Raw genomic sequence first — 21,039 nt, 5'->3', positions numbered from 1 at the left:
ACCAGTCCAACGCTCAGATGCCGAACCGATCGCGCAATCCGTACCACCAGGCGCCGAGAACCGTCAGCGGCACGCGCAGTACGCGGCCGCCGGGAAAGGCGAGGTTCGGCAGCGAACTCCACACATCATAGCGTTCGGCATGGCCGGCGACGGCTTCGCCGAGGATCTTGCCGAGCAGATGCGTCGTCGTCACGCCGTGGCCGCTGTCGCCATGCGAGAAGTAGACGCTGGGTGACAGCCGTCCGACATGCGGGATGCGTGTCAGCGTCAGGGCGAAATTGCCGCTCCAGGCATAGTCAATGCGGACATCCGCGAGGCTCGGGAAGGTCGTCAGCAGCTTTGTGCGGATAAGGCCGGCAATGTCTCGCGGGTCGCGTCCGCCGTAGCCGATCCCGCCGCCATAGAGGATGCGGTTGTCTTCCGTCCGCCTATAGTAGTCGAGCACGTAGTTGGCATCCTCGACGCAGGCATTGGCCGGCAGCAGCGCCTGCGCCCGCTCTTCGTCAAGCGGCTCGGTCACCGCGACCTGGCTGGAGACCGGCATCATCCGCCCGCTGATTTCTGGAAACTGCGGTCCGAGATAGGCATTGCCGCAGATCAGCACGTAGCGGCAGGAGACGCTGCCGGCTGCGGTGCGGACGCGGTTGCGCTCGCCAGCTTCAAGCCCCGTCACACGCGAACCTTCGAAGATCTGGCCGCCCTGTCGCTCGACTGCGGCTGCTTCGCCAAGCACCAGGTTCAACGGATGCAGATGGCCGCCCAGCCGGTCGACCAAGCCGCCGACATAGCGATCGGTGGCAACGTAGCGGCCGACGTCGCTGGCGCCGACCATCTCCAGCCCGGGGTGGCCGTGACGTTGCCAATGCGCCTTGTGCGCCTCCATCTCGCGCATCTGCTTGTCGGTGAAGGCAGCAAAGAATCCGCCGTCGGCCAGCGCGCAGTCGATGCCGTAGCGCGCCACCCGTTCGCGGATGATCGCGCCGCCCTCCAGCGACATGGCGCCGAGTGCCGCGGCCTTGTCGGCACCGTAGCGGCTGGCGATCGTCTGCAGGTCGCGGCTGTAGCCGTTGACGATCTGCCCGCCGTTGCGCCCGCTGGCGCCGAAGCCGATGCGCTCTGCCTCGAGCACGACGACCTTGTAGCCCCGCTCGACCAGTTCAAGCGCTGCGGATATGCCGGTGAAGCCCGCGCCGACAATGCAGACATCGGTTTCCATGTCGCCGTCGAGCGCCGGCCTGCGACGCTTGTCGTGAGCGGAGGCGGCATACCACGAGGCGGCATGGCCGGGATTTTGCGGAAACGACGCGGCGTTGAAAGCCATGGCGGGCGTGAACCTCAGATGCGGAAGCGGTCGGGGCGGTAGGCGGTCGTGTCGATGAACGGCGTCTCGCCGCAGATCATTTCTGCGACCGCACGGCCGGTGACCGGACCGAGCGTCAACCCGTGATGCGCGTGGCCGAAGGCAAACCACAGGCCGCGATGCCGCGGCGCCTTGCCGATCACCGGCATCATGTCGGGCGTGCAGGGGCGGGCACCCATCCACGGCTCCTTGTCCAGCCGCTCGCCGAGCGGAAACGCCGTCCGCGCCATGGCTTCGGCGCGCTGCAACTGGACCGGGGTCTTCGGCGCATCGCGCACGGCAAACTCGGCGCCGGTGGTCAGCCGGATGCCCTGGCGCATCGGTGCCAACAGGTAGCCGCGCTCGGCATCCATGATCCAGCCGTTCAGCACCGCGTTGTTGCGCGTCCCGTAATGCATGTGGTAGCCGCGCTTGACCCCGACCAGGAAATCGTAACCGAGCGGTCTGGTCACCGTATCCGACCAGGGGCCGAGAGCCACGACGACATCCTTGGCTTCGACCTGCCCGGTCTCGGTCATTACCGACCAGCCGGTCGCGGTTGGCCGAAGGCTTGCGGCATCGCCCCTGGCGAGGCTGCCGCCATGCCGCTCCATCAGCTTCACATAGGCCAGCGTCAGCGCGTGCGGATCGACCACCGACCAGGGATCGTTCCAGCGCAGGCCGCCGACGAAATCGCCGCTCAGATGCGGTTCGCGGTCAGCGAGCTGACGTGCATCCAGCGCTTCGAAGACAAGCCCGTATTCCTGCTGCAGCCGTCCCGCCTCTCGGAGTTCGCCGTCGCGCTTTGCATTGGTGCGAAAGATCTCGGTCCAGCCTTCCTTGCGGATCAGGTGGCCGGCATCGGCAGCCTCGACCAGGGCGGAATGCTCGGCGATCGAGTGCTCGATCAAGGGTGCATAGGCGCGGGCGATCACCTCGTGGCGACTGACATTCGAGTTCCACCAGTATCGGCTGAGAAATTTCGCCACCGACGGCAGCGCCCGTGCATGGTAGTGCGCATCGATGCGGTTGTTCAGCGCATAGCGAAGGATCATGCCGATCTGCTGCGGAAAGCCGTAAGGGACGACGCCCTCGCGCTGGATCAGGCCGGCATTGCCGTAGGAGGTCTCCTCGCCGGGGCCGCGCCGATCGACCAGCACCACCGACTTGCCGCGTTGCGCCAGGTGAACGGCCGTCGACACGCCGATGATACCGGCGCCCAGAACGATTGCATCTGCTGTCATGTCTCGCCTGTGTCTCGCTGGATTTGGCGCAACGGCTGGCCGGGCGCCTCTGGAAGGATGGAAAAGCCGGCGCCGCAAGGGCCGCGCTAGCCTCGTATTCTAGGGGATGAAGAACTGAGTCTGTCCAGACCACGCCGTTTGATTCGAACCATTTTCAGCCGAAGAGCGCCGCTTATGAGCCTTGCAGATTACGACCTCATCATTGTCGGCGCTGGTTTTTTCGGCGCCACCATTGCCGAACGGGCAGCCAACGAGCTCGGCAAGAGGGTGCTGATCATCGATCGCCGCCGCCATATCGGCGGCAATGCCTATAGCGAGAACGATCGCGAGACCGGCATCGAGGTGCATAAATACGGCGCGCATCTGTTCCATACGCCGAACAGGACCGTCTGGGATTATCTCAACCGGTTCACCGCCTTCACCGATTACCGGCACCGCGTCTTCACCAGCTATAACGGCCAGGTCTATGCCATGCCGATCAATCTCGGCACCATCTGCCAGTTCTTCGGCAAGCGCATGAGCCCCGCCGAAGCGAGAGCGCTGGTGGCCGGGCAGGCCGGCGAACTGGGCGACCGTGCACCGCAGAACCTCGAGGAGAAGGCGATCTCGCTGATCGGCCGGCCGCTCTACGAAGCGTTCATCCGCGGATACACCGCCAAGCAGTGGCAGACAGATCCGCGCGAGCTGCCGGAATCGATCATCACCCGCCTGCCGGTGCGCTACAATTTCGACAACCGCTACTTCAACGATCCCTACGAAGGTCTGCCGGTCGACGGCTACACGGCGATCTTCGAGCGCATGCTCGACAATCCGCGCATCGACGTACAGCTCAACACCGACTTCTTCTCGGTGAGGAGCGAGATCCCGGCCGGCAAGCCGGTGGTCTATACCGGCCCGATCGATCGCTACTACGATTACCGTGCGGGCGAGCTCAAGTGGCGGACAATCGATTTTGAGGAAGAGGTCGTGCCGGTGGGCGACTTCCAGGGCACCGCGGTGATGAACTACGCCGACGAGGACATTCCCTACACCCGCATCCTGGAATTCCGTCACTTCAATCCGGAGCGCGATTACCAGAAGGACAAGACGGTGATCGTGCGGGAATATTCGCGCTTCGCGACACGCGCCGACGAGCCTTATTACCCGATCGATACGGCCGAGGACAAACGCACCTATCTCGCCTACCGGGAACTGGCTGGCCAGGAGAAGGACATCATCTTCGGGGGGCGTCTCGGCACCTATCGCTATCTCGACATGCACCAGGCGATCGGCGCCGCGCTGAAGAGTTTCGAGACCGAAGTCGCCCCGCGCCTTGCTGGCTGAGCGGCCGTCTCGCCATCTCACCGTCTTCGACCAGGGGGCCTTGCGGCCCCTTTTTCGTTCCCGGGGCAGGTCTGCCGGAAGCGGGAACTTCTCCGGCAAGCTCTTGTTCGACGGCGGTCAGATCTTGAAGGAGACAGCAATGTTTTATACCGACGGCAAGCTTCAACACCCGGTTCGCGTCGATAAGCCCGATCCGCTCTTCGCCCGTGCTCTCCAGCAGGCGATCGGCGGGATCGAGGGCGAGATCCGCGTCGCCATGCAGTACTTCTTCCAGGCCTGCGGCGCGCGTGGAAACCCGAAATTCCGCGACCTGCTGATGAACACCGCGGCCGAAGAGCTGGGTCATATCGAAATGCTCGCGACAGCGGTGGCCCTCAACCTGGAAGGCGCGCCGCTCTCCGAGAAGGAGGATGTCGCCAAGGACCCGGTCGCCAGCATGGTGCTCGGCGGCATCAATATGAAGAACATCCTGTCGTCCGGCCTGTCGGCGATGCCGATCGATTCCGACGGCGTGCCGTTCAACATGTCGCATATCTATGCGAGCGGAAACATCGCGGCCGACATGACGGCAAACGTTGCAGCCGAATCCACCGGCCGCGTTCTGGCGGTCCGGCTGTTCAACATGACCAATGACGCCGGCATGAAGGACATGCTGTCCTTCCTCATCGCCCGCGATACGATGCACCAGAACCAGTGGCTTGCGGCGCTCGAGGAGCTCGGCGGCCACGAAGGCGCCTTCCCGATCCCCAACAGCTTTCCGCAGGCTAAGGAGAAGGGGGAGTTCTCCTACGCCTTCCTCGGCTTCCAGACGGATGGCACGATCCCGGAAGGGCGCTGGTCGGAAGGTCGCTCGGTCGATGGCAAGGGCGATTTCACCGCAGCTCCGATGCAGCCGCTCGGCCAGAAGCCGAACCTCGGCACAGCCAAGCCCAACAGCGGCGCGCAGGCTGAGCAGATGTGATCAACGGTTCTCTCCGGCGGTGCCCATGCGCGCCGCCGGAGAGAAGATGCTTTTCCTTGGGGAATGGTTCGATGAACAACAGATGGATCCTGCTCGCCGTGATCGTCCTTGTGGCGGCAGTCGTCATCCTCGGCCTGCGCTCGCTGGGCACGAGCGACGATGCGCCCGGACAGCAGCCGAGCCCGCATGCAATCGAGCAGCAGTGACAGCCGGAAGCAGTTACGGCCAGCACCCCGGCATCAAGTGACAGGCTTCAGTCCTTTGAACGATCTTCCTTGCGACGGTTGGCTGCCGCAGGCACCGGGTCGCTCGCTTTCACCAGCGCGTCCGGTCCATTGGCAAGCGACCCGTCCGGCTTTCCGGCACCCGATGCGCCGGCCTTGATCATCCGATCCGTCGCCTCTTCCTGCCGATCTTTTTTGGGGTCCTGATCTGCGGTCATCGGCACATCATCCTCTTTTTGGCCCTACGCCTTGCGGTGGAGAATCCAGCCGAAAAAGGCGAGGACGTATCGATCCTCGCCTTGCAATTTGGCGGCCGCGTCGCTCAGTTGAGTTGTTCGGCAAGCTGTGCGCGAGCGCGGTTGACCCGGCTCTTGATGGTGCCGACGGGGCATCCGCAGCGTTCGGCCGCGGCTTCGTAGGATTGGCCCTGCAGCAGGATGATGTCCACCGCGTCGCGATAGTGCTCCGGAAGGTCCAGCATCGCCCGGTGGAACTCGTGCGCCCGCACGGACCATTCCTGTGGCGCGTTGACGGTCGGGCGGGCGGACGCGCAGTCGTCCAGGCCGACTGTCTCGCGTTTCGCCAGGCCGAATTTCGTGCAGAAGGTGTTGCGCAGGATCGTGAACATCCACGATTTCAGGCTGGTGCCCTCCTGAAACTTGTCGAGATTTGCAAGAGCGCGCACCAGCGTCTCCTGTACGAGATCATCCACGTTGCTCGGGCTGCGATCCAGCCGACGCGCGAATGATCTCAGGGCCGGGATGAGTTCTATCATCTCCGCCCGCACACGATCGTTTCCGGCAATATCCGTCATGATGTCTGCCTCTCTGTCCCAATGGGAAAGGAACAGGCCGCCACAGCTTTTGTTCCTGACCCGGCGCGCTTAATGCCCGGAATCCGCCAGTCTGTTTTCTACCGTACGGTGCGGAGCGCCAACGGATCCATTTCAGCGGTTTTTCAACGCGGTGACAAGGTTTTTCCGACATTTTGTCGTCTTCGCTTGGAAGAGGGCGGACATCAGGAAGTTGTAGCCGGAGAACCTCTACGTTCCACGCGTTCGCGGGTTTGTGAAGACACGGGCCGCGACGCGTATGGAACGACCGGTTGCCCGGCAGGTTTTCCCGTTCGAAGGAGTACGCACATGTCATCTCTCAGGAACAGTCAGACCGTCAGACTGCTCGGGATCACCGCTGGCGCCTTGAGCACCCTCTACGTCGCAGGATCTCTGACGCTGGCAAGCGCTCAGGACGCGGGTTCGTCCGGCGCAGCGCAGCCGCAAGCGGGGCAGCCGGGCGAAAAATGCGTCGTGCCGCCACAGAGCAAATCCGGGCGAACAGCGCATCCGAGTGCGGGTTCCTCGACCACCCAGCTTTCCGATTGTGGTGGGGTGCTGACGCCGCCGGCTATGGGCGATGGCGAAATGGTGGAACCTGCACCCTCCGTCGGCGAGACGCCGGTCATTCGCCCGCAGGAAGTCCCGCCGAACGGCGCGACCGGACAGACGAAGCAGCCATGAGTGAGGAGAGGGAATAGCGGGGAGGAGAGACTGGATCCGGCCGAAGCCGGTTCACAGCGGAGGCTGATCCATCAGCAAGGATGAATCGGCCATGGCGCAGGGTGCGCCCGGTAGTCGGCAGCCGGAGCAAAGCTCCTCAAGCTGGCCGCTTTCGCTTCGCCTTGACGGCGGGCTTTTCAGGCGACGTCTCTTCTTCCGCGACTTTCTTCAGCCGCAGTGCCTTGAGGCGTTCGGTCTTCTTCAGGCGAGCCACCAATTCGGCATCGATGATGGCCCGAGCGACGTGATCCGTCGCTTCGGCCTTGTCACGAGCCGACGGTCGAGTGGTCTTGCCGCCGGGTTGTTCCTTCATCGCAGTCATGGAGATCCCTTCCAGGGATGACAGGAAACCTGTCGCGTCCCATCAACGGGCGGGGCGAACGGCCTTCTTAGGCATGGGCAGAAGTCCTTCGCGCTGCATCTTCTTGCGAAGCAGCTTCCGCTGGCGGCGGATCGCTTCCGACTTTTCGCGCGCCCGGCGTTCGGACGGCTTTTCGTAGGACTTGCGGGCCTTCATTTCACGGAAGACGCCTTCGCGCTGCATCTTCTTCTTCAGCACCCGAAGTGCCTGGTCGACATTGTTGTCTCTGACTAGAACCTGCAAAACATCTCCTTTGGGCACGGCCACTCGGCCATTGTGCGTTTCGTTGCTTATTTGCCGATCTTCATGGACGTGGGGTTGAGCCACGACCTGCCCTTGGCGGGCGAGACGGTCTTTTCAACGTGTGCCGAGCGCGTAGAGCGCTCTCGATCGATGTCGGACTCAACGATCCGACGTTCAAATGTTTCGCCATCGAACCGAATGCGATACTGCACGTGGCCGTAGGCGGCAGGCAGAACGGCGGAGATGCGGCAGTTGCCACTCGGGACCCCGCTCTGGGCCGTTTTCAGGACGATCGTGTCGCCGACGGCAAAGCTGGGTGCGCCCATGTCTTTCTCCGGTTCCGGATGCAAAACAAAAAGGCCGGGCGTTACCCCGACCTCTTCCAGTCATTCAAACCGATGCGCCGCCAGTACATCCGTGGTCGGCATCGGCGAATAACAATTAAGCAGCCCGCAGGTTGTCTGCCGAGCTCTTGCCCGAGCGCTTGTCCTGCACGATGTCGTAGCTGATCTTCTGACCATCTGCGAGTTCGCGCATGCCAGCACGCTCAACAGCGGAGATGTGGACGAAAACGTCCGCGCCGCCGTTATCAGGCTGAATGAAGCCAAAACCCTTGGTGCTGTTGAACCACTTTACGGTGCCCGTATTCATAACGATCTCCTAATCAAATCGTTGAAAGTTTTCCCGCGGCGACTGCGCACGGGATCGATGTTTGAAAGGAAATCTGACAGAGCGCCTTAGCTCTCGGACAAAGTCACGACCAAGTTCGATGAGCCCAATTTAGCCGTTTCACTGAAGAATGCAAGAATGTTTGAAAATAAAATTTCTCAAAACTGCCGAATTGATGATCTTGCTTTTCTCTAAGCCGCTGTTTGCGCAGAGTGATTGGGATTTCTTCGCTTGCCCTGGTCTGTCGTCTGGGCGTCTTCGAATCATGCCATGGATGCTGCCGATTTGCCGCCACCGGCCAGCCGAAGAGGCCCTATAACGCGCCGGATCGATCTATGTCCTCGTTCTACAGGCATGGAAGGAGAAGGGGAAGAGATATGGCGAACGCCTCTTGATCCCGGGGGCTGCCAACTGCTTTAACGGGCGCGTCGTTCTTTCCGGGCGCACCTCCCTTTTGCAGGAGCGGTAAGCGTCGGAAGCCGATGACGTCAGCGGCCATTGGGGCCACGCGTTTCGAACAGGCGGATGTTGCGCTGCCTGGCTTTAGAAGATCACGCTCGGACGTTTGTCCAAGGGAGGCACAATGACCATTCATCAGAACCTGATCGCCGGCGACTGGGTCGGCGGCGACGCGTCGGAAAACATCAATCCGTCCGACACCAAGGACGTTGTCGGCCTCTACGCGCAAGGCTCGGCCGAAGATGCGCGCACGGCGATTGCCGCCGCCAAGGCCGCTTTCCCGGCCTGGTCCCGCTCGGGCATCCTCGAGCGTCATGCGATCCTGAAGAAGGCCGCCGACGAGATCATGGCGCGCAAGGACGAGATCGGCCGCCTGCTGTCGCGCGAAGAGGGCAAGACTTTGCCGGAAGGCATCGGCGAGACCGTCCGCGCCGCACAGATCTTCGATTTCTTCGCCGGCGAGGCGCTGCGGCTGACCGGCGAGGTCGTGCCCTCGGCGCGCCCCAACATCGGCGTCGAGATCACCCGCGAGCCGCTCGGTCCGATCGGCATCATCACCCCGTGGAATTTTCCGATCGCCATTCCCGCCTGGAAGATCGCCCCTGCGCTCTGCTACGGCAACACCGTCGTCTTCAAGCCGGCCGACCTGGTTCCCGGCTGCTCCTGGGCGATCGTCGACATCCTGCACCGGGCCGGCCTGCCGAAGGGCGTGCTGAACCTGGTGATGGGCCGCGGTTCGGTCGTCGGCCAGACGATGCTCGACAGCCCCGATCTCGCCGGCATCACCTTCACCGGCTCCACTGGCACCGGCAAGCGCGTGGCCATGGCGTCCATTGAGCATAACCGCAAGTTCCAGCTGGAAATGGGCGGCAAGAACCCGATGGTCGTGCTCGACGATGCCGATCTCACCGTCGCCGTCGAAGCCGCCGCCAATTCCGGCTTCTTCTCAACCGGCCAGCGCTGCACGGCCTCGTCGCGCATCATCGTCACCGAAGGCATCCACGACCGGTTCGTTGCGGCGCTGACCGACAGGCTGAAGTCGCTGACCGTCGATAACGCCCTGAAGGCCGGCACCCATATCGGCCCGGTGGTCGACGAGAAGCAGTTGAAGCAGGACACCGATTACATCGATATCGGCAAGGGCGAAGGCGCCCGGCTGGCATTCGGCGGCGAACGCATCGAGCGCGAGACACCCGGCTTCTACCTCGCCCCGACGCTGTTCACCGAAGCCACCAACGACATGCGCATCTGCCGCGAGGAGATTTTTGGACCGGTGGCCGCCGTCATTCGCGTCAAGGATTACGACGAGGCGCTGGCCGTTGCCAACGACACGCCGTTCGGCCTGTCCGCCGGCATCGCCACCACCAGCCTCAAGCACGCGACGCACTTCAAGCGCAATTCCGAAGCCGGCATGGTGATGGTCAACCTGCCGACGGCGGGCGTCGATTTCCACGTACCGTTCGGCGGCCGCAAGGCATCGTCCTTCGGCTCGCGCGAACAGGGCAAGTATGCGGCGGAATTCTTCACTGTGGTGAAGACCGCCTACACCCAGGCCTGATCGCATAGCCCAGCCGTATGGCTGGGCTATGCCCAATTCCCCATCTGAACATGCAGCCGGCGGGTGAGAACTCGCCGGCTTTTCATTCGCCGGCAGCAAGCGGGACGGCTGTCAGCCGTCGGTCTGGTGCCGGTCCAGCATGCCGCGATAAAGGTCGGCATAGGCATCAGCCATTCGGTCGCAAGCTGCACCGATCAATGAAATTCCACGCCGCGGTGAAGGCCGGATTGTCGGCTCAGCTGCGAGCGGGGCTGTCCGAGGCTCCTGCCTCAACGATCTGGCCTCTCCTAGACAATTCCCCGGCGCCGCGCCACTGCTGATCTGCCCGCCCGGTTCGCCCCGTTGGTTCGAGTGGCTGGTTTTCCGTTGGCAGGCTGGCGACACGGCGATAAGAGACGAACAAGGGGTGCGGCCGGTTGGCGGTCCGCGAGCGCAGTGGAGTGACGGCATGCAGAAGACACGGCTTTATGCGGGAATGGGCGGCCTTCCGGGCCAGACGGAACTGCTGTCCAGCAAGGCCGTTTTCACCGAAGCCTACGCGGTCATTCCGCGCACGGTGATGACCGATATCGTCACCAGCCTGCTGCCGCACTGGAATGCCGCCCGCGCCTGGATCATTGCACGCCCGATGACCGGTTTTTCGGAAACCTTCGCCCAATATATCATGGAGATCGAACCGGGCGGCGGCAGCGGCCGCCCCGAGCCCGACCCACTGGCGCAAACAGCGATCTTCGTCGTCGATGGCGAGATGACCATCACGTGTGAAGGCAGGCCTCAGTCGCTGCGCACCGGCTCCTTCGCCTACCTGCCGGCCGGTTCCGTCTGGAGCGTCGCAAACACAGGCAGCCGCCCGGTAAGATTCCACTGGGTCCGCAAGCGCTTCAAGAAGGTCGATGGACTGGAATTGCCACCAGCGATCTTCACCCATGAGGACGAGCACCCGGTCTCACTGATGCCGGGTACTGATGCCTGGGGCACGACGCGCTTCATCGATCCGGCCGATGTCCGTTACGACATGCACCTCAACATCGTCACGTTCGAGCCTGGCGGCACCATCCCGTTCATGGAAACGCATGTGATGGAGCACGGTCTCTACGTGCTGGAAGGAAAAGCCGTCTATCGCCTCAATCGCGACTGGGTGGAGGTCGAGGCAGGTGATTTCATGTGGCTGCGCGCCTTCTGCCCGCAGGCCTGCTATGCGGGCGGCCCAGGCCGCTTCCGCTACCTGCTCTACAAGGACGTCAACCGTCACGTCGACCTCTGGTAGGCGAGGCGGAACGGATCCGGCGGACCTGCGATAGGCCGTCGACCCAGTGCGCAGCCGTCGCCGTTGCAGGCTTCATACACGTAGCAGGCAGGCGGCCATGGGTCGGCGTCAAAGGATAGTCGCTCCTCGCCATGCTCTCGTTCCTTAGCCGCTTATCTCCTGTCCGCGCACGGGTCGAACTGGCTAGGCCTCCGGTGCCTGCCAGTGCGGGTAGGTGACGTAGGCTGTCACGGCACCTTGGGCGTGCGACCGGATGGTGACCTTTTCACCCTTCGGCATGTAGACGATTTCGCCCGGGCCGGCGGTGACGGTGCCCGCGTCCGTCGACACCGAGAGCTGTCCCTCGAGGATCACCATCGTATCGTCTACGGCAAGCGTCTCCTCGATGCTCTGCTCCGGGCCATAGCGGCCAAAGCCTATGGTCACCGGCCCGCCGTGTCGCTGGTCGATGACGTTGCCGGCGAACACCTCGCCATCCTGCCCTGGCGATCGCTCGAATGATGCATCTGCAACGGCAAACTTTAGAACCCTCATGGCATGCCTCCTCGACTGCAGGCATTCGGCAGCCCGCGACCGTCAACGCCTGAAGCGCGATCAAGTTCGGCGCGGGATGGTCACGAGGAGGAGTTGACACGCCGGAGGTTTCGTTCGTCCGCTCTTGCGGCATCTCGCAGACCGGCCTCAGGTCGCCAATGATGCGAAAACGATATCCGGCACGACTGGAAAATCAGGGAACTAAGAGCTTTTCAGGAGCATTGGCTGAGGAACCTGGATTCTCACATGATTTCAATAGCTTAGCGGATAAGCCTTGAATTCCCCTCTGTTTTCCCATCGCGAGTGACCGTGGATGCCACCTTTGTGCCCTGGCTCTGGGCATCAGTCAACTGGAGGTCATATCGGCAATTATTTCCGCTGGTTTGTTCGGCTGAGCGCCCACCGACTGTCCAGCCAGCGATCAACCATACATAGCCGTCCTTAATCATCCGGGCTCTTCTTACTCTGCGGCTGGCCACTGTTGCGAATGGCTACAAAGCGCGACAACAGGTCGAACCAGAACGGCGCGCCGAGGGTCACTGCAAAGGCGGTGAGCAAAAGGCCTAGCCCTTTGGGCAAGAGCACGTTCAGGGACTCGCCGAACAACGCCGGCATCGACCAGCCAAGTGGCAAAGGCAGAAAGTCCTTTACCTGTGCGAGATCGGGCAAAGCGGGTGACACGTCGGAAGAGGATTTGGGCAGACGCACGGCGGACTCAACGACTGCCGCCCTGAGACCATCGTCCTGCCAGAAAGTGCGGGCGATCTGCAAGGTGTCGGCGTTCATGGCGACAGTTAACGCCAACGCGACCCCAAAAGACAGCAGCGACATCCATCGCTTGTAGACTCCTGAGGCTCGCTCCATCACCTGATCGAACCAGTCCCCGAGGGCCTTCCTGGTTTGCTCTATAGTGAAGGTTGCATCGATCCCAAGAGCTGTCAGAAGGTGTGCCAGAAGGGAGTTCTCGTCGATCTTTTCCGTGAGGGCCGCAAAATTCAGGGGTTGGTTGCCATCGGTTTTCGATCCGTCGATGCTGCGCAGCGCCGCGATCAGCGCACGCGCAAAATCCCGGCGATCTAAGTAGCTGGGTGCTTCTCCGGCCTTCACGGCACTCTTGTTCTTTACATCTTGGACACGGCTGCGCGATAGACTGTGTATTAGGCTGCTCTGCCAGAAGGCATTGCGCAGCTTCGTGTCGTTCAATGCGCGCGACACCTCGTTGAACAGGTTGCGAGCCCGCAGCCGCAACAGGCCCGCGATGGCCTCGTTGATGCTGGTGCAGATCAGGCTAAGGGTCAGGTAGACCATCAGAAGGCCGATGGCCGTATCGATGGCAGCGGAAAACAGCATGGTGGTTCTCCTATTGAGTGTTGCTGCGGGCGCGGTTCAGCGCTTCTTCCAACTCGAGGTCATCGGTATGTCCATGGATCTGGCGGCCGCCGAGGATGAGGGTTAGCTCGGTGACCGATTGGAAGGGATCGACGGCCTGCACCTGGAAGGCCGGGCGTGGGAAATACTGTCCCTCACCGTCCTCGATTGCCCGCCTGCTCTCAAATCCTGCGATCGCGAAGAACACCAGTTCGAAGAGCAGATTTCGCTGCGGGTCGCCTACGGCAGCGAGGTCGAAGTCGACCAGTTGCGAACCGTTCAGGATGCGTGCCAGCGAGGTCGCCACGCGGATCGCCTGCTCTCGCCCGAGGCGGTCGAAGGTGGCTGCGTCATCGATGATTGGCATGGTGTCTCCTTTTCCGAGGGGTCAGAGGCGCTCGAGTGTCCCATATCCAAGGATGAAGGGGGTTTCGAAGCACCACAGCACGAGCGCGTCGTAGGCGCCGAGGTCGATCGCCGGCGGAATCGGCCCGGCGTGTTGGCCCCGGATCTCGACCACGTTGCCCGGCAGGTCCAGGAACCGAGTCCGGCTCATGTTGGCGCGAAGGGCGAGGTCGCCGGCACTCGTAGGGATCCCGGTGTGGAAGCCGAAACCAGGTGCGGGCGAGCCATCGAAATAGAAGTCCGCATTGGTCTCGAACAGCAGGGCGCCGCCGTCTTCGCGGATGGTGAAGCCGCCGCGCAGGACATGCGGGGGGCCGGGGATGAAGATGCCGTGGGCGACGATCATGGGAGTGCACTCCTTCGGGCGCGGGGGCGCCCCACTGGTTGGGGGCGCCGATGGCGGGTTCAGCGGAACGTCGTGTTGCTGATCTTGCTCGCCTGGGGCAAGGTCCGTACAAGAGGCACCGCCCCGCCTTGCTGCCGCATGCCGCTGCCGAAGATGTCGTTGGCAATACCGAGGCCAAGGGGCACTCCGCCGACGGGAAGCGGGTCGCCGGCGTTACGAGTTGCTGTCCAGACGTGTGAATAGCTCACCTCCGCCGGGTTCTTGTAGGTGTCGTAGCCGTCGGCGTCAGGACCATTTCCGGTGTCCGCATAGTCGAAGGCATCGAAGCGCCAGTGCACGCCCAGCCAGATCCGGCTGAAAGCATTCTCCCAGATCGCATGCCAGAGCGAGGGAAATTGGCGCTTGACATAGGTCCGCACGAGACCCGGCTGATCCTCGATCTTCTTGGACGGTTCGTGCGGCTGATGCAGATCGCGGCTAACGCCGTTCATCTCTTCGGACACGAAGCTGAAGGCGATGTCGTCGGGACCATTCTTGTCCACTTTCGCGGTGCCGATCGAAGCATAGTAGAGCCGTACCATCTGGAAACAGGCGGCGCCGAAGGTCGCATGGCCCGAGGGATAGGCCGGGAACGGCGGCTTGAAACTGAGCTTGTTGGAATTCGTTTCGGGCGCGCCCAGAGCAAGCCAGAACGGATCGGCCGGCGGCACGACTTGGGCACTGCCACCATCGGCCTCGAAGGCGCTGACGTCGTGCTGGCGGATGCCAGACAGCGGGCGCCAGAGATCGTGGCGGTACTTCTCGGCCCAGGCGAACTTTCCCGCATCGGCCATCGCGACGTTGCAAAGCGCGAAGAGCCGAACGAATTCCTTGCTCCTGTCGAGTTCGGTGTCCGCCGGGTTGCTCTTGGCCCATGCGATCTCACGCAGTATCTGGTTGTAAAGGCGTGGCGGCGTGCCGATCAGGTTTGCACCATCATAGGCCCAGTAGTAGGCGGCGACGGTCTGGTCCGCGCTTCGTTCAGTGCTATTCAAAGACGCCGCGCCACCCACGCGGTGTACTTCTTTCAGGGCAGCCTCATATTTCGGGTCTGGCGGCTCTGGCCAGTTTGCGATGCGGTGGCCATTCGGATCCGTGACCGCAAAGGTTTCCACCGTCGTGCCATAGAAGGGGCCGTGATACACGTGTTGCGCTGTTTTCCCCTTGCTCGGATCGTTGGGGTCAATATCCATGAGGCGGATGGGGTTCAGCGGCTCGTCGTCGAAGCGGTAGCGGCCTCCCTTGGGCTTGTAGCTACCCTCACCGGCCCCCGGCTCGTTGGGCAGCACCGCAAGCGCGGCGTGGACCTTCTCAGCGATGTCCACGCCGTAGCGATACGCCTTGAAGTTGGTGTCGATGGGCTCCTTGTACCCGTGCTTCAAGTCACGCAATGCGCTCCTTAACGTCTTGGTCGCCTCGTCGGAGACCTTGCCTGCAGTGCAATACAGCCGATCGAACATCGTGATCGCTGCACCGGTCAGTGCCGCATTGGCAGTCGTAAGGTCTGCCACGAGGCCATGGGGCAGCTTCGGACGATTGGCGGCGGTCAGCCACATCGACGGGTTCGCGGTGTCGTTCAGCACCCCAAAGAAGGCGTCGTGCATGGCAAGATGCAGAAGGCCCAGGGCGCGGGAGCTCATTGTCGGGCCGCCCTGCGGGCCGCCCAGCGAATGGGTGATCCGGTTCATCTGCAGCCCGGCATGGTTCCAGTACAGGACCGGAAAGGTGTTGAGCCCCGAGGGCTCGTCGATATCGGGTAGAACAAGCATTGGTCTCTCCATGGGTGGTTGGTCGGTTGCGCAAGTCGACGAGGAAGTATTCTGGTGCACCCCCCCTTTCACCCGGCGCCAACCCACGGCCGTTCCTCGGCCGCGAAGTGCCAGTTGAGCGCGCCTTCGGCGTTGGGTGCAGGATGCGGGGTGTCGTAGAGCACGGTCTGGCCATCAATGGAGCCACGGCTGTGCGCATGCCGGCCGAAGGCGGTCAGGCGCATTCGTGTGCCGTCCTTACGCAGTTCGACCATGCCATCTGCTGGAAAGAATCGGCCGGGGACGGTGACGGTCGTCGGCAGATGACGTACCATCAGAAACTGCAGGGCGTCGGCGCGGTCTTCGGCGAGGATTGCCACGATCGAGTTTTGTTCGCTTAAGCCTTCCGGTGCCGAATTGGTGTCGCCCTCCACGGAAGTTGCTGTGTCCGAAATGAAAAGATAGGTCCCGCCGGGGCCGCTCCTGGCGGCAACAAGCCATTCGGGGACAGGCGGACTGGTCTGGTAAGGAGTGGCATAGGGCCCAGTGCGAAGAGCATTGAGCATTGCGACCCGAAAGGTCTCGGTGATCATCGGCAGCCTCCTCTTGTGCTGCCGGAACTCTGCGCCTCGACCGTGAGCGCAGAATCAAGTCATCGTGAAACCAGCGTTAAAGTTTCGGTAATTCCCGTGCTTCGATGTGCTAACCAATCATTGTTATTGGGGGGCGGACTTCCAGCCCTTTGTCAGTTCGTCCCATTGGCTTCGGGAAAGTCAGTTAGGAGCATCTGGCGCGCGGCGCTGCCCGGATCGAAATGCTTGACGATATCAGCAAACACCTGGCTATGTTCGGTTATCGCCTGAACTGCGAATTCTTCCACCGGCTGCGAGTTCTGGAACAGGTGGGGGATCAGGCGCCGGGCCAGGGTCCAGGACGCGATGTTGTCCGTCATGTAGTGCACGCCAGCAAAGACTCGCCGGTCGCCCCAGTCGACCATGTACTGCCGGATCACTCGCAACCTCTCATCGTCGATGGCGACGCCATCGTCCAGGAGCGCCTGATAAAAGCTGCAGCCGCCGAGGATTCCTTGGATACAGTGTCCGCTCAGCAGAGACGGGTGTATGCCGGTATGCGTGACAAAGGTGCCGCCGGCGACGATCCATCGAAAGCCATCGACTCCAAGACCCGTGGCGGTCATCCATGGGCGCGGCCTCTGGAAATACTGCTTAATGTCCCAGATGGACGGCTGCCGTGTCTGAACGCCATCCCAAAACAGCGTCTCGAAACGGCTGGTGTCGTATCTGGGGTCATAGAGCAGATAGTTGGATCCGATTTTATCGCTGGCCTGAAAATTGAAGCTCGCCGTCTGTCCGCCGGAGGGCGGAATGAAACGAAACTTCACATCCAAAACCAGTGCGTCTTCAATCTTGTAGTGCCACTCATGTGTCCTCGGATTGCCGTCGTCCGGCACCGGGGTGTTTGGCACCTCTTCGAGGGTACCTAACGCATTGCCGCCTCCGTGATAGAGTTCCACGGCAAGGTCCAGCTCGGCCTTCGTTGCCGCCTCCATTTTCGCAGCAGCGGCTCCGACCCATTGCTTCCCCTGCCAGGTTGGCCAGATATTGCTTGCGACGTCGTCCAGCCATGTCTGCAGGAACGTGCGATAGGCGCCTTCGCCGCTCGGCCAGCGTTTCATGGGCGTGAAGAGACCGGCAAGCGAGGCTTGATAATCCTGGTGCAAGGCACCGAACGGAACGAGTTTCAATGCCAATGCTCCTCTTTCAATTGAGACCGAGCAAGGTTGCCGCCTCGACGACCGCTGCCCGGTGTGCCGGGTTGATGATAGGATAGTCCTGAGATTTCAGAAGATTTAGAGAAAGGTTGGGCTCGCGGCATATCAGCAGGTCCAGTTTCTCTCGCCCTTCTTTCAGCCGGCCGGCCTGTGCATAGGCTGTCATCAGGTCAACGACTGTCGGTCGAAAAATGATGCCATCGAGCGAAGCCTCACCAGCGCGGATGGCACCATTCGTATCCCCGGTCATCAATCTGGCGAAAGATTCCATGCTCTGTGCGAGCGGCGCCAGTGCGGTCCCTCGACTGAGAAAAACCGCTCTTGAGGCGGCGTACACTGCCTCGTCATAGCGTTCGCGATAGACGAGCGACACCGCATGAAAGCTCCAACAAGCACTACTGTTCGGCAGAAGCCTGACCGCCTCGCGCGTCATTGAGGCATTTCGCTCGAGATCCCTAAGAAGATAGCCGTGGCAGTGTCCCGCGAGCGCTTGGCACAGACCATTCTCCGGCGACAATCGAAGTGACGTGCGAAAGCTTTCCATGATCTGGTCCAGATCTGGTGCCGACAGCCTTTCCCGTTCCCCGTAAAGCAGCAGATGCGCGAAACCGAGAACGGCGTGGTAGACGCCCTTTTCTTGGGCGGCGATTGCTGCCTCGCTGCATTTGACGATCTCAGCCAAGGCCATGGAGCCCGGCACCAGAATGCCCATTAGCGCCTGGCATCCGTTCGAATGCGCGTTCCAGCGCGCACCACTGAGACTTCCCGCTTCCGTTCGCGCCGCGAAGTCCTGGAGCATTTGTACGATTTCGACCTGAACGGCATGCAACTCCTTGCATCGCCTAGGTTCGATCTCCCGACGTACTTGCCACTTGAGCGCACCGAACCCATCCGTGACGGAAACGGAGAGAATGGCGCCCAGTCCCGCTTTGAGCGCGCGTGTTCGCACGACCATGTCGGTTGCGCGCGGCGGACGGGAAGCCATGTCGCCTCGGCTCCCGAGCACCGGATGGAGCCCGATGACAGCTAGGGCCTCCATAAGTCCTGCGTTTACAACCTCGCATATGTCGGTCAGGGTGGGCTCGTCGGAGCTGTGGGTCATGAGCTCGAGATACCACCGCCGGTCAGGCTCCGCGGGCGCCTCCAGCAAACCCCACCGTGTGTCACGCTCGGAGAATTCCAGTCGGCTTTGACGCAGCCAGTCGTTGAACCCTTCTTCTCTCAAATCGAAGCCGCGAAGAACTTCGCCTTTTGCGCCGCACACGGCATGATCGAAATCAACGTGCGTTGCGTCCAGCCAGACCCATGTGCGGTCGGTGAACAACACTTCGATATGCCGATTGAAAAGATCGCGCAGAGTCGTCAATGATTGCCGCAGGCTCGCTGCAGCCTGGGCTGGGCCGCGATCCCCCCATAGCTTGTCCTGAAGCCAAGTGCGGGTCTGACGATGATTTCGCGTCAGTGCAAGCATCGCGATGAGTGCACAGTCCTTTCGACCTGTTGGCCGAATCGAACGCCCATTGCGATCGACAACATCGAACGCGCCTAGAACCTTAACTGAAAATGGCTTCGATGATCGCATAGAGAACTCGTCGGCTTGAGGTCAGCGGGCTCAATCGAAATACGACGAGAGGGAATTCAAATTTTGGCGTGTTGTGCAACCGTCGGAAGTAACATCGACTAAATTCTGCAAAGTATCAAGTGGAGGAAGATAAAAGGTGGTGCGGATCGAGAAGTCGCAGGATTTATTTCCCGGAAATTATACAACTTCTCAGTCGCCACAGATTGAACTTCGGCAATCGAATCATTATTGATGTAAATCGAAATATTCCGTCAGTAAACGTAGAAGAACCGTAGCAAGTCGAAATGGATGTGGGAGCCATGGCGATTAACTTTAATCAGAAGGCTCTGGAAAACATAGTCCAGCAATGAGGGGTAGCAATCGCACATTTTGGTAAGCCGCAATAAATACTCGTCATCATAGTCTCAGAGCATTCATTGCTCGCTACAGGCCGGTCACCCCGAATGCGATGGCCTTATTCATGCCCAATAACACCATCGCTCCAGTTCTGGCAGATGATGAGAATCCGGTCGACTGGGATGACCTAGCACCGCACACCCAAGTAGATTACGTCAAGCTGATCAAGGTTATCAAAGGGAAGTTCGCCACTTGCCGCTTGTCGGCGCTCGACGGACGCGCTCGATCTTCATGGCATGGCGCGACGAGCGGTCGAAGGCCTCCGGCGGGCAGGCCGACTGCGGATGGCAGGTGCTGGCGCGAATTCCGTCCTGGGCAGCAGGCCGCGGCCTCGTGGTGTCCAATCGTTTAAGAAGGGTGGCCGTCTATACCGCAGATCTTGGGCGTAGCAGGTGTGGATGGATGCTGATGAGGCTGCCTTTCGAGTTGGCCCACCGCGCCACCTGCATCCCCCTGTCTCTCGCATTTTGGACTGGCCAGCGGCAAGGCAATCTGCTGAAACTGACATGACCGCAATACGAGGGGTGAACGAATTCGCCTAGTGCAGAGCAAAGGTCCCAGCGGCAAATCATGATCACGCTGTGAGCCGCGCAAGTCCGCATACTCGATGCTTTACGATCCGCGCCGATGCGGCATTCTCGAACCGTAAATATGGAACTGGCGAGGGCAGACTGCAGCCTCAAGATCGCGGCGTTCTGCGACTTTGGCAGTTTGCTCAACTTGACCTCAGCGCGAGCGTTTGAATTGTTTTGAGCTTTTCCTGCGTTCTGTCAGCTCTAGCGACATGCTGCGGAGAATTGGCTGGGGAACCTGGATTCGAACCAAGATTAACGGAGTCAGAGTCCGTCGTTCTACCATTGAACTATTCCCCAATCTGCCGTGCCCGGAGGCTGACGGATCGGTGCGGCTGGATCTCCCGGTTTAAGGAGAGGGGCAACGCGCAAAAGTCGCTGCCCAACCGCTTCGTGGGCGCCTTGTACCAGATTCCAATCCTCGATCAAGAGCCCAAGGAAGACTTTTTCGCGGGGCCGCGCGGCCTGGTTCGGCAAGCGGCTGCGGCGCGGTTCTCGCAGGCCTTTGTCGCGTCGTCCGGCGTCGTGATCCTCGCCCAGGCAACGTGGCATTTCCGTGTGTGACAAAGCCCATTGGCGAAACCGCCTGCGGCTGTTATCTTCATGGCAACGAAACAGATAGAGCCGCTGCGAGCCTCGTTGCTCTTGCGCGGCCAGATGGAAAAGACCCTTGATGAACCCCGACAGCGGCGAAAAGCCGCCCGAAGGCGGGGCGTCAGCAGCAGGGCGACCGGGTGGCAAGCCCGGCCGTCGCCGAAAGGCGAAGCGGAGCGGCAAACAGCCTTCCGCCGACACGGCTGCGCGTGGAGCGGAAGCGGCGCAAGCCCGCGATCCGCAACGCCCCGACGCCAGACAGGACGATAGCCCCGTCCGCAAGCGCAAGCGGCGGCGGTCGCGTGGTGGCGACCGCAAGGGCGGTCACGGCCATGCCGCCCATAATCCTGTAGCCGGTGAGCCGCTAGACCCGAAACAGGCGTCCCCGAACCAGGCGGCCTCGCACCTGGCTGGCGAGAATCAGTCGGAACAGAACGACTCGGGCCCGAATCGCCAGAGC

Annotated in this window: 23 protein-coding genes and 1 tRNA gene; 6 read left to right on the top strand and 18 right to left on the bottom strand. The window is 61.6% G+C overall.

From position 1 onward, the window contains the following. Window positions 1–13 precede the first annotated feature (13 nt). Window positions 14–1,321, bottom strand: a complete 1,308-nt coding sequence (locus ACR65N_RS05075) for an NAD(P)/FAD-dependent oxidoreductase (RefSeq protein ID WP_440455999.1) — start codon at window positions 1,319–1,321, stop codon at window positions 14–16. A 14-nt stretch (window positions 1,322–1,335) separates the two neighbouring features. Continuing rightward, window positions 1,336–2,583 (bottom strand): NAD(P)/FAD-dependent oxidoreductase, encoded by a 1,248-nt coding sequence (locus ACR65N_RS05070; RefSeq protein ID WP_440455998.1) that lies wholly within the window; start codon window positions 2,581–2,583, stop codon window positions 1,336–1,338. Window positions 2,584–2,757: 174 nt separating this feature from the next. Between ACR65N_RS05070 and glf the strand changes: the two genes are divergently transcribed. The 3 genes from glf (at window position 2,758) to ACR65N_RS05055 (ending at window position 5,073) form a co-directional block, all read left to right on the top strand. After that, window positions 2,758–3,906, top strand: a complete 1,149-nt coding sequence (gene glf / locus ACR65N_RS05065) for a UDP-galactopyranose mutase (protein WP_440455997.1) — start codon at window positions 2,758–2,760, stop codon at window positions 3,904–3,906. A gap of 139 nt (window positions 3,907–4,045) precedes the next feature. Next, window positions 4,046–4,867 (top strand): manganese catalase family protein, encoded by an 822-nt coding sequence (locus ACR65N_RS05060; RefSeq protein WP_440455996.1) that lies wholly within the window; start codon window positions 4,046–4,048, stop codon window positions 4,865–4,867. Between the two features lie 71 nt (window positions 4,868–4,938). Further along, a complete protein-coding gene (locus tag ACR65N_RS05055) occupies window positions 4,939–5,073 on the top strand; it encodes a hypothetical protein (protein ID WP_440455995.1) in 135 nt (44 codons plus the stop codon). 47 nt (window positions 5,074–5,120) lie between these two features. Here ACR65N_RS05055 and ACR65N_RS05050 read toward each other — a convergent pair whose 3' ends face one another. Together ACR65N_RS05050 and ACR65N_RS05045 are read right to left on the bottom strand one after the other, a co-directional pair. Continuing rightward, entirely contained in the window at window positions 5,121–5,309 is a 189-nt protein-coding gene (locus ACR65N_RS05050; protein ID WP_440455994.1) for a hypothetical protein, read from the bottom strand. Window positions 5,310–5,413: 104 nt separating this feature from the next. Further along, window positions 5,414–5,905 carry a sigma-70 family RNA polymerase sigma factor gene (locus ACR65N_RS05045; protein ID WP_430305881.1) on the bottom strand — a complete coding sequence of 164 codons (492 nt, stop codon included), beginning with the start codon at window positions 5,903–5,905 and terminating at the stop codon, window positions 5,414–5,416. Window positions 5,906–6,232: 327 nt separating this feature from the next. On the opposite strand from ACR65N_RS05045, the gene ACR65N_RS05040 reads away from it, so the two are divergent. Continuing rightward, window positions 6,233–6,607 (top strand): hypothetical protein, encoded by a 375-nt coding sequence (locus tag ACR65N_RS05040; RefSeq protein WP_440455993.1) that lies wholly within the window; start codon window positions 6,233–6,235, stop codon window positions 6,605–6,607. Between the two features lie 136 nt (window positions 6,608–6,743). Here ACR65N_RS05040 and ACR65N_RS05035 read toward each other — a convergent pair whose 3' ends face one another. From ACR65N_RS05035 to ACR65N_RS05020, 4 genes are all read right to left on the bottom strand, one after another. After that, complete coding sequence (locus tag ACR65N_RS05035; protein WP_430305879.1) at window positions 6,744–6,968, bottom strand: hypothetical protein; 225 nt, start codon at window positions 6,966–6,968, stop codon at window positions 6,744–6,746. A 42-nt stretch (window positions 6,969–7,010) separates the two neighbouring features. Continuing rightward, a complete protein-coding gene (gene rpsU / locus ACR65N_RS05030) occupies window positions 7,011–7,250 on the bottom strand; it encodes a 30S ribosomal protein S21 (RefSeq protein ID WP_430305878.1) in 240 nt (79 codons plus the stop codon). Between the two features lie 47 nt (window positions 7,251–7,297). Beyond that, entirely contained in the window at window positions 7,298–7,576 is a 279-nt protein-coding gene (locus tag ACR65N_RS05025; protein WP_440455992.1) for a cold-shock protein, read from the bottom strand. A 115-nt stretch (window positions 7,577–7,691) separates the two neighbouring features. Continuing rightward, window positions 7,692–7,901, bottom strand: a complete 210-nt coding sequence (locus tag ACR65N_RS05020; protein ID WP_430305876.1) for a cold-shock protein — start codon at window positions 7,899–7,901, stop codon at window positions 7,692–7,694. A 601-nt stretch (window positions 7,902–8,502) separates the two neighbouring features. Here ACR65N_RS05020 and ACR65N_RS05015 point away from each other — a divergent pair. Continuing rightward, on the top strand, window positions 8,503–9,936 hold the full coding sequence (locus tag ACR65N_RS05015) for an aldehyde dehydrogenase family protein (protein WP_430305875.1): 1,434 nt from the start codon (window positions 8,503–8,505) through the stop codon (window positions 9,934–9,936). A 448-nt stretch (window positions 9,937–10,384) separates the two neighbouring features. Continuing rightward, window positions 10,385–11,203 carry a bifunctional allantoicase/(S)-ureidoglycine aminohydrolase gene (locus tag ACR65N_RS05010; protein WP_440455991.1) on the top strand — a complete coding sequence of 273 codons (819 nt, stop codon included), beginning with the start codon at window positions 10,385–10,387 and terminating at the stop codon, window positions 11,201–11,203. Window positions 11,204–11,386: 183 nt separating this feature from the next. Here ACR65N_RS05010 and ACR65N_RS05005 read toward each other — a convergent pair whose 3' ends face one another. The 10 genes from ACR65N_RS05005 to ACR65N_RS04960 form a co-directional block, all read right to left on the bottom strand. Continuing rightward, window positions 11,387–11,737: an AraC family ligand binding domain-containing protein gene (locus ACR65N_RS05005; protein ID WP_440455990.1), complete on the bottom strand. Its 351-nt coding sequence runs from the start codon at window positions 11,735–11,737 to the stop codon at window positions 11,387–11,389. A gap of 441 nt (window positions 11,738–12,178) precedes the next feature. Continuing rightward, window positions 12,179–13,087: a hypothetical protein gene (locus tag ACR65N_RS05000; protein WP_440455989.1), complete on the bottom strand. Its 909-nt coding sequence runs from the start codon at window positions 13,085–13,087 to the stop codon at window positions 12,179–12,181. A 10-nt stretch (window positions 13,088–13,097) separates the two neighbouring features. Next, window positions 13,098–13,472, bottom strand: a complete 375-nt coding sequence (locus ACR65N_RS04995) for a hypothetical protein (protein ID WP_440455988.1) — start codon at window positions 13,470–13,472, stop codon at window positions 13,098–13,100. Window positions 13,473–13,493: 21 nt separating this feature from the next. Further along, complete coding sequence (locus ACR65N_RS04990) at window positions 13,494–13,856, bottom strand: hypothetical protein (RefSeq protein WP_440455987.1); 363 nt, start codon at window positions 13,854–13,856, stop codon at window positions 13,494–13,496. Window positions 13,857–13,915: 59 nt separating this feature from the next. Beyond that, entirely contained in the window at window positions 13,916–15,664 is a 1,749-nt protein-coding gene (locus ACR65N_RS04985; RefSeq protein WP_440455986.1) for a vanadium-dependent haloperoxidase, read from the bottom strand. Window positions 15,665–15,732: 68 nt separating this feature from the next. Continuing rightward, a complete protein-coding gene (locus tag ACR65N_RS04980; RefSeq protein WP_440455985.1) occupies window positions 15,733–16,236 on the bottom strand; it encodes a hypothetical protein in 504 nt (167 codons plus the stop codon). Between the two features lie 152 nt (window positions 16,237–16,388). Beyond that, on the bottom strand, window positions 16,389–17,414 hold the full coding sequence (locus tag ACR65N_RS04975) for a phosphatase PAP2 family protein (protein ID WP_440455984.1): 1,026 nt from the start codon (window positions 17,412–17,414) through the stop codon (window positions 16,389–16,391). 10 nt (window positions 17,415–17,424) lie between these two features. Beyond that, window positions 17,425–18,906 (bottom strand): AfsR/SARP family transcriptional regulator, encoded by a 1,482-nt coding sequence (locus ACR65N_RS04970; RefSeq protein ID WP_440455983.1) that lies wholly within the window; start codon window positions 18,904–18,906, stop codon window positions 17,425–17,427. 1,305 nt (window positions 18,907–20,211) lie between these two features. Further along, window positions 20,212–20,285: transfer RNA gene (locus tag ACR65N_RS04965), tRNA-Gln, on the bottom strand. Between the two features lie 415 nt (window positions 20,286–20,700). Continuing rightward, on the bottom strand, window positions 20,701–20,913 hold the full coding sequence (locus tag ACR65N_RS04960) for a hypothetical protein (protein WP_430305872.1): 213 nt from the start codon (window positions 20,911–20,913) through the stop codon (window positions 20,701–20,703). Window positions 20,914–21,039: the final 126 nt, after the last annotated feature.

The organism is Rhizobium sp. SAFR-030 (genome assembly GCF_059415005.1).
Note: the sequence above shows the minus strand (reverse complement) of the source record. Positions and strands in the feature narration are given on the sequence as shown.

Coding starts and splice junctions, on each gene's coding strand:
- ACR65N_RS05040 (WP_440455993.1), top strand. CDS start 6,233: ATGTCATCTCTCAGGAACAGTCAGACCGTCAGACTGCTCGGGATCACC.
- glf (WP_440455997.1), top strand. CDS start 2,758: ATGAGCCTTGCAGATTACGACCTCATCATTGTCGGCGCTGGTTTTTTC.
- ACR65N_RS04980 (WP_440455985.1), bottom strand. CDS start 16,236: ATGATCACCGAGACCTTTCGGGTCGCAATGCTCAATGCTCTTCGCACT.
- ACR65N_RS05055 (WP_440455995.1), top strand. CDS start 4,939: ATGAACAACAGATGGATCCTGCTCGCCGTGATCGTCCTTGTGGCGGCA.
- ACR65N_RS05010 (WP_440455991.1), top strand. CDS start 10,385: ATGCAGAAGACACGGCTTTATGCGGGAATGGGCGGCCTTCCGGGCCAG.
- ACR65N_RS05015 (WP_430305875.1), top strand. CDS start 8,503: ATGACCATTCATCAGAACCTGATCGCCGGCGACTGGGTCGGCGGCGAC.
- ACR65N_RS05050 (WP_440455994.1), bottom strand. CDS start 5,309: ATGACCGCAGATCAGGACCCCAAAAAAGATCGGCAGGAAGAGGCGACG.
- ACR65N_RS05020 (WP_430305876.1), bottom strand. CDS start 7,901: ATGAATACGGGCACCGTAAAGTGGTTCAACAGCACCAAGGGTTTTGGC.
- ACR65N_RS05070 (WP_440455998.1), bottom strand. CDS start 2,583: ATGACAGCAGATGCAATCGTTCTGGGCGCCGGTATCATCGGCGTGTCG.
- ACR65N_RS05075 (WP_440455999.1), bottom strand. CDS start 1,321: ATGGCTTTCAACGCCGCGTCGTTTCCGCAAAATCCCGGCCATGCCGCC.
- ACR65N_RS05060 (WP_440455996.1), top strand. CDS start 4,046: ATGTTTTATACCGACGGCAAGCTTCAACACCCGGTTCGCGTCGATAAG.
- ACR65N_RS04990 (WP_440455987.1), bottom strand. CDS start 13,856: ATGATCGTCGCCCACGGCATCTTCATCCCCGGCCCCCCGCATGTCCTG.
- ACR65N_RS05025 (WP_440455992.1), bottom strand. CDS start 7,576: ATGGGCGCACCCAGCTTTGCCGTCGGCGACACGATCGTCCTGAAAACG.
- ACR65N_RS05000 (WP_440455989.1), bottom strand. CDS start 13,087: ATGCTGTTTTCCGCTGCCATCGATACGGCCATCGGCCTTCTGATGGTC.
- ACR65N_RS04960 (WP_430305872.1), bottom strand. CDS start 20,913: ATGGCCGTGACCGCCCTTGCGGTCGCCACCACGCGACCGCCGCCGCTT.
- ACR65N_RS05035 (WP_430305879.1), bottom strand. CDS start 6,968: ATGACTGCGATGAAGGAACAACCCGGCGGCAAGACCACTCGACCGTCG.
- ACR65N_RS04970 (WP_440455983.1), bottom strand. CDS start 18,906: ATGCTTGCACTGACGCGAAATCATCGTCAGACCCGCACTTGGCTTCAG.
- ACR65N_RS05005 (WP_440455990.1), bottom strand. CDS start 11,737: ATGAGGGTTCTAAAGTTTGCCGTTGCAGATGCATCATTCGAGCGATCG.
- ACR65N_RS05045 (WP_430305881.1), bottom strand. CDS start 5,905: ATGACGGATATTGCCGGAAACGATCGTGTGCGGGCGGAGATGATAGAA.
- ACR65N_RS04985 (WP_440455986.1), bottom strand. CDS start 15,664: ATGCTTGTTCTACCCGATATCGACGAGCCCTCGGGGCTCAACACCTTT.
- ACR65N_RS04995 (WP_440455988.1), bottom strand. CDS start 13,472: ATGCCAATCATCGATGACGCAGCCACCTTCGACCGCCTCGGGCGAGAG.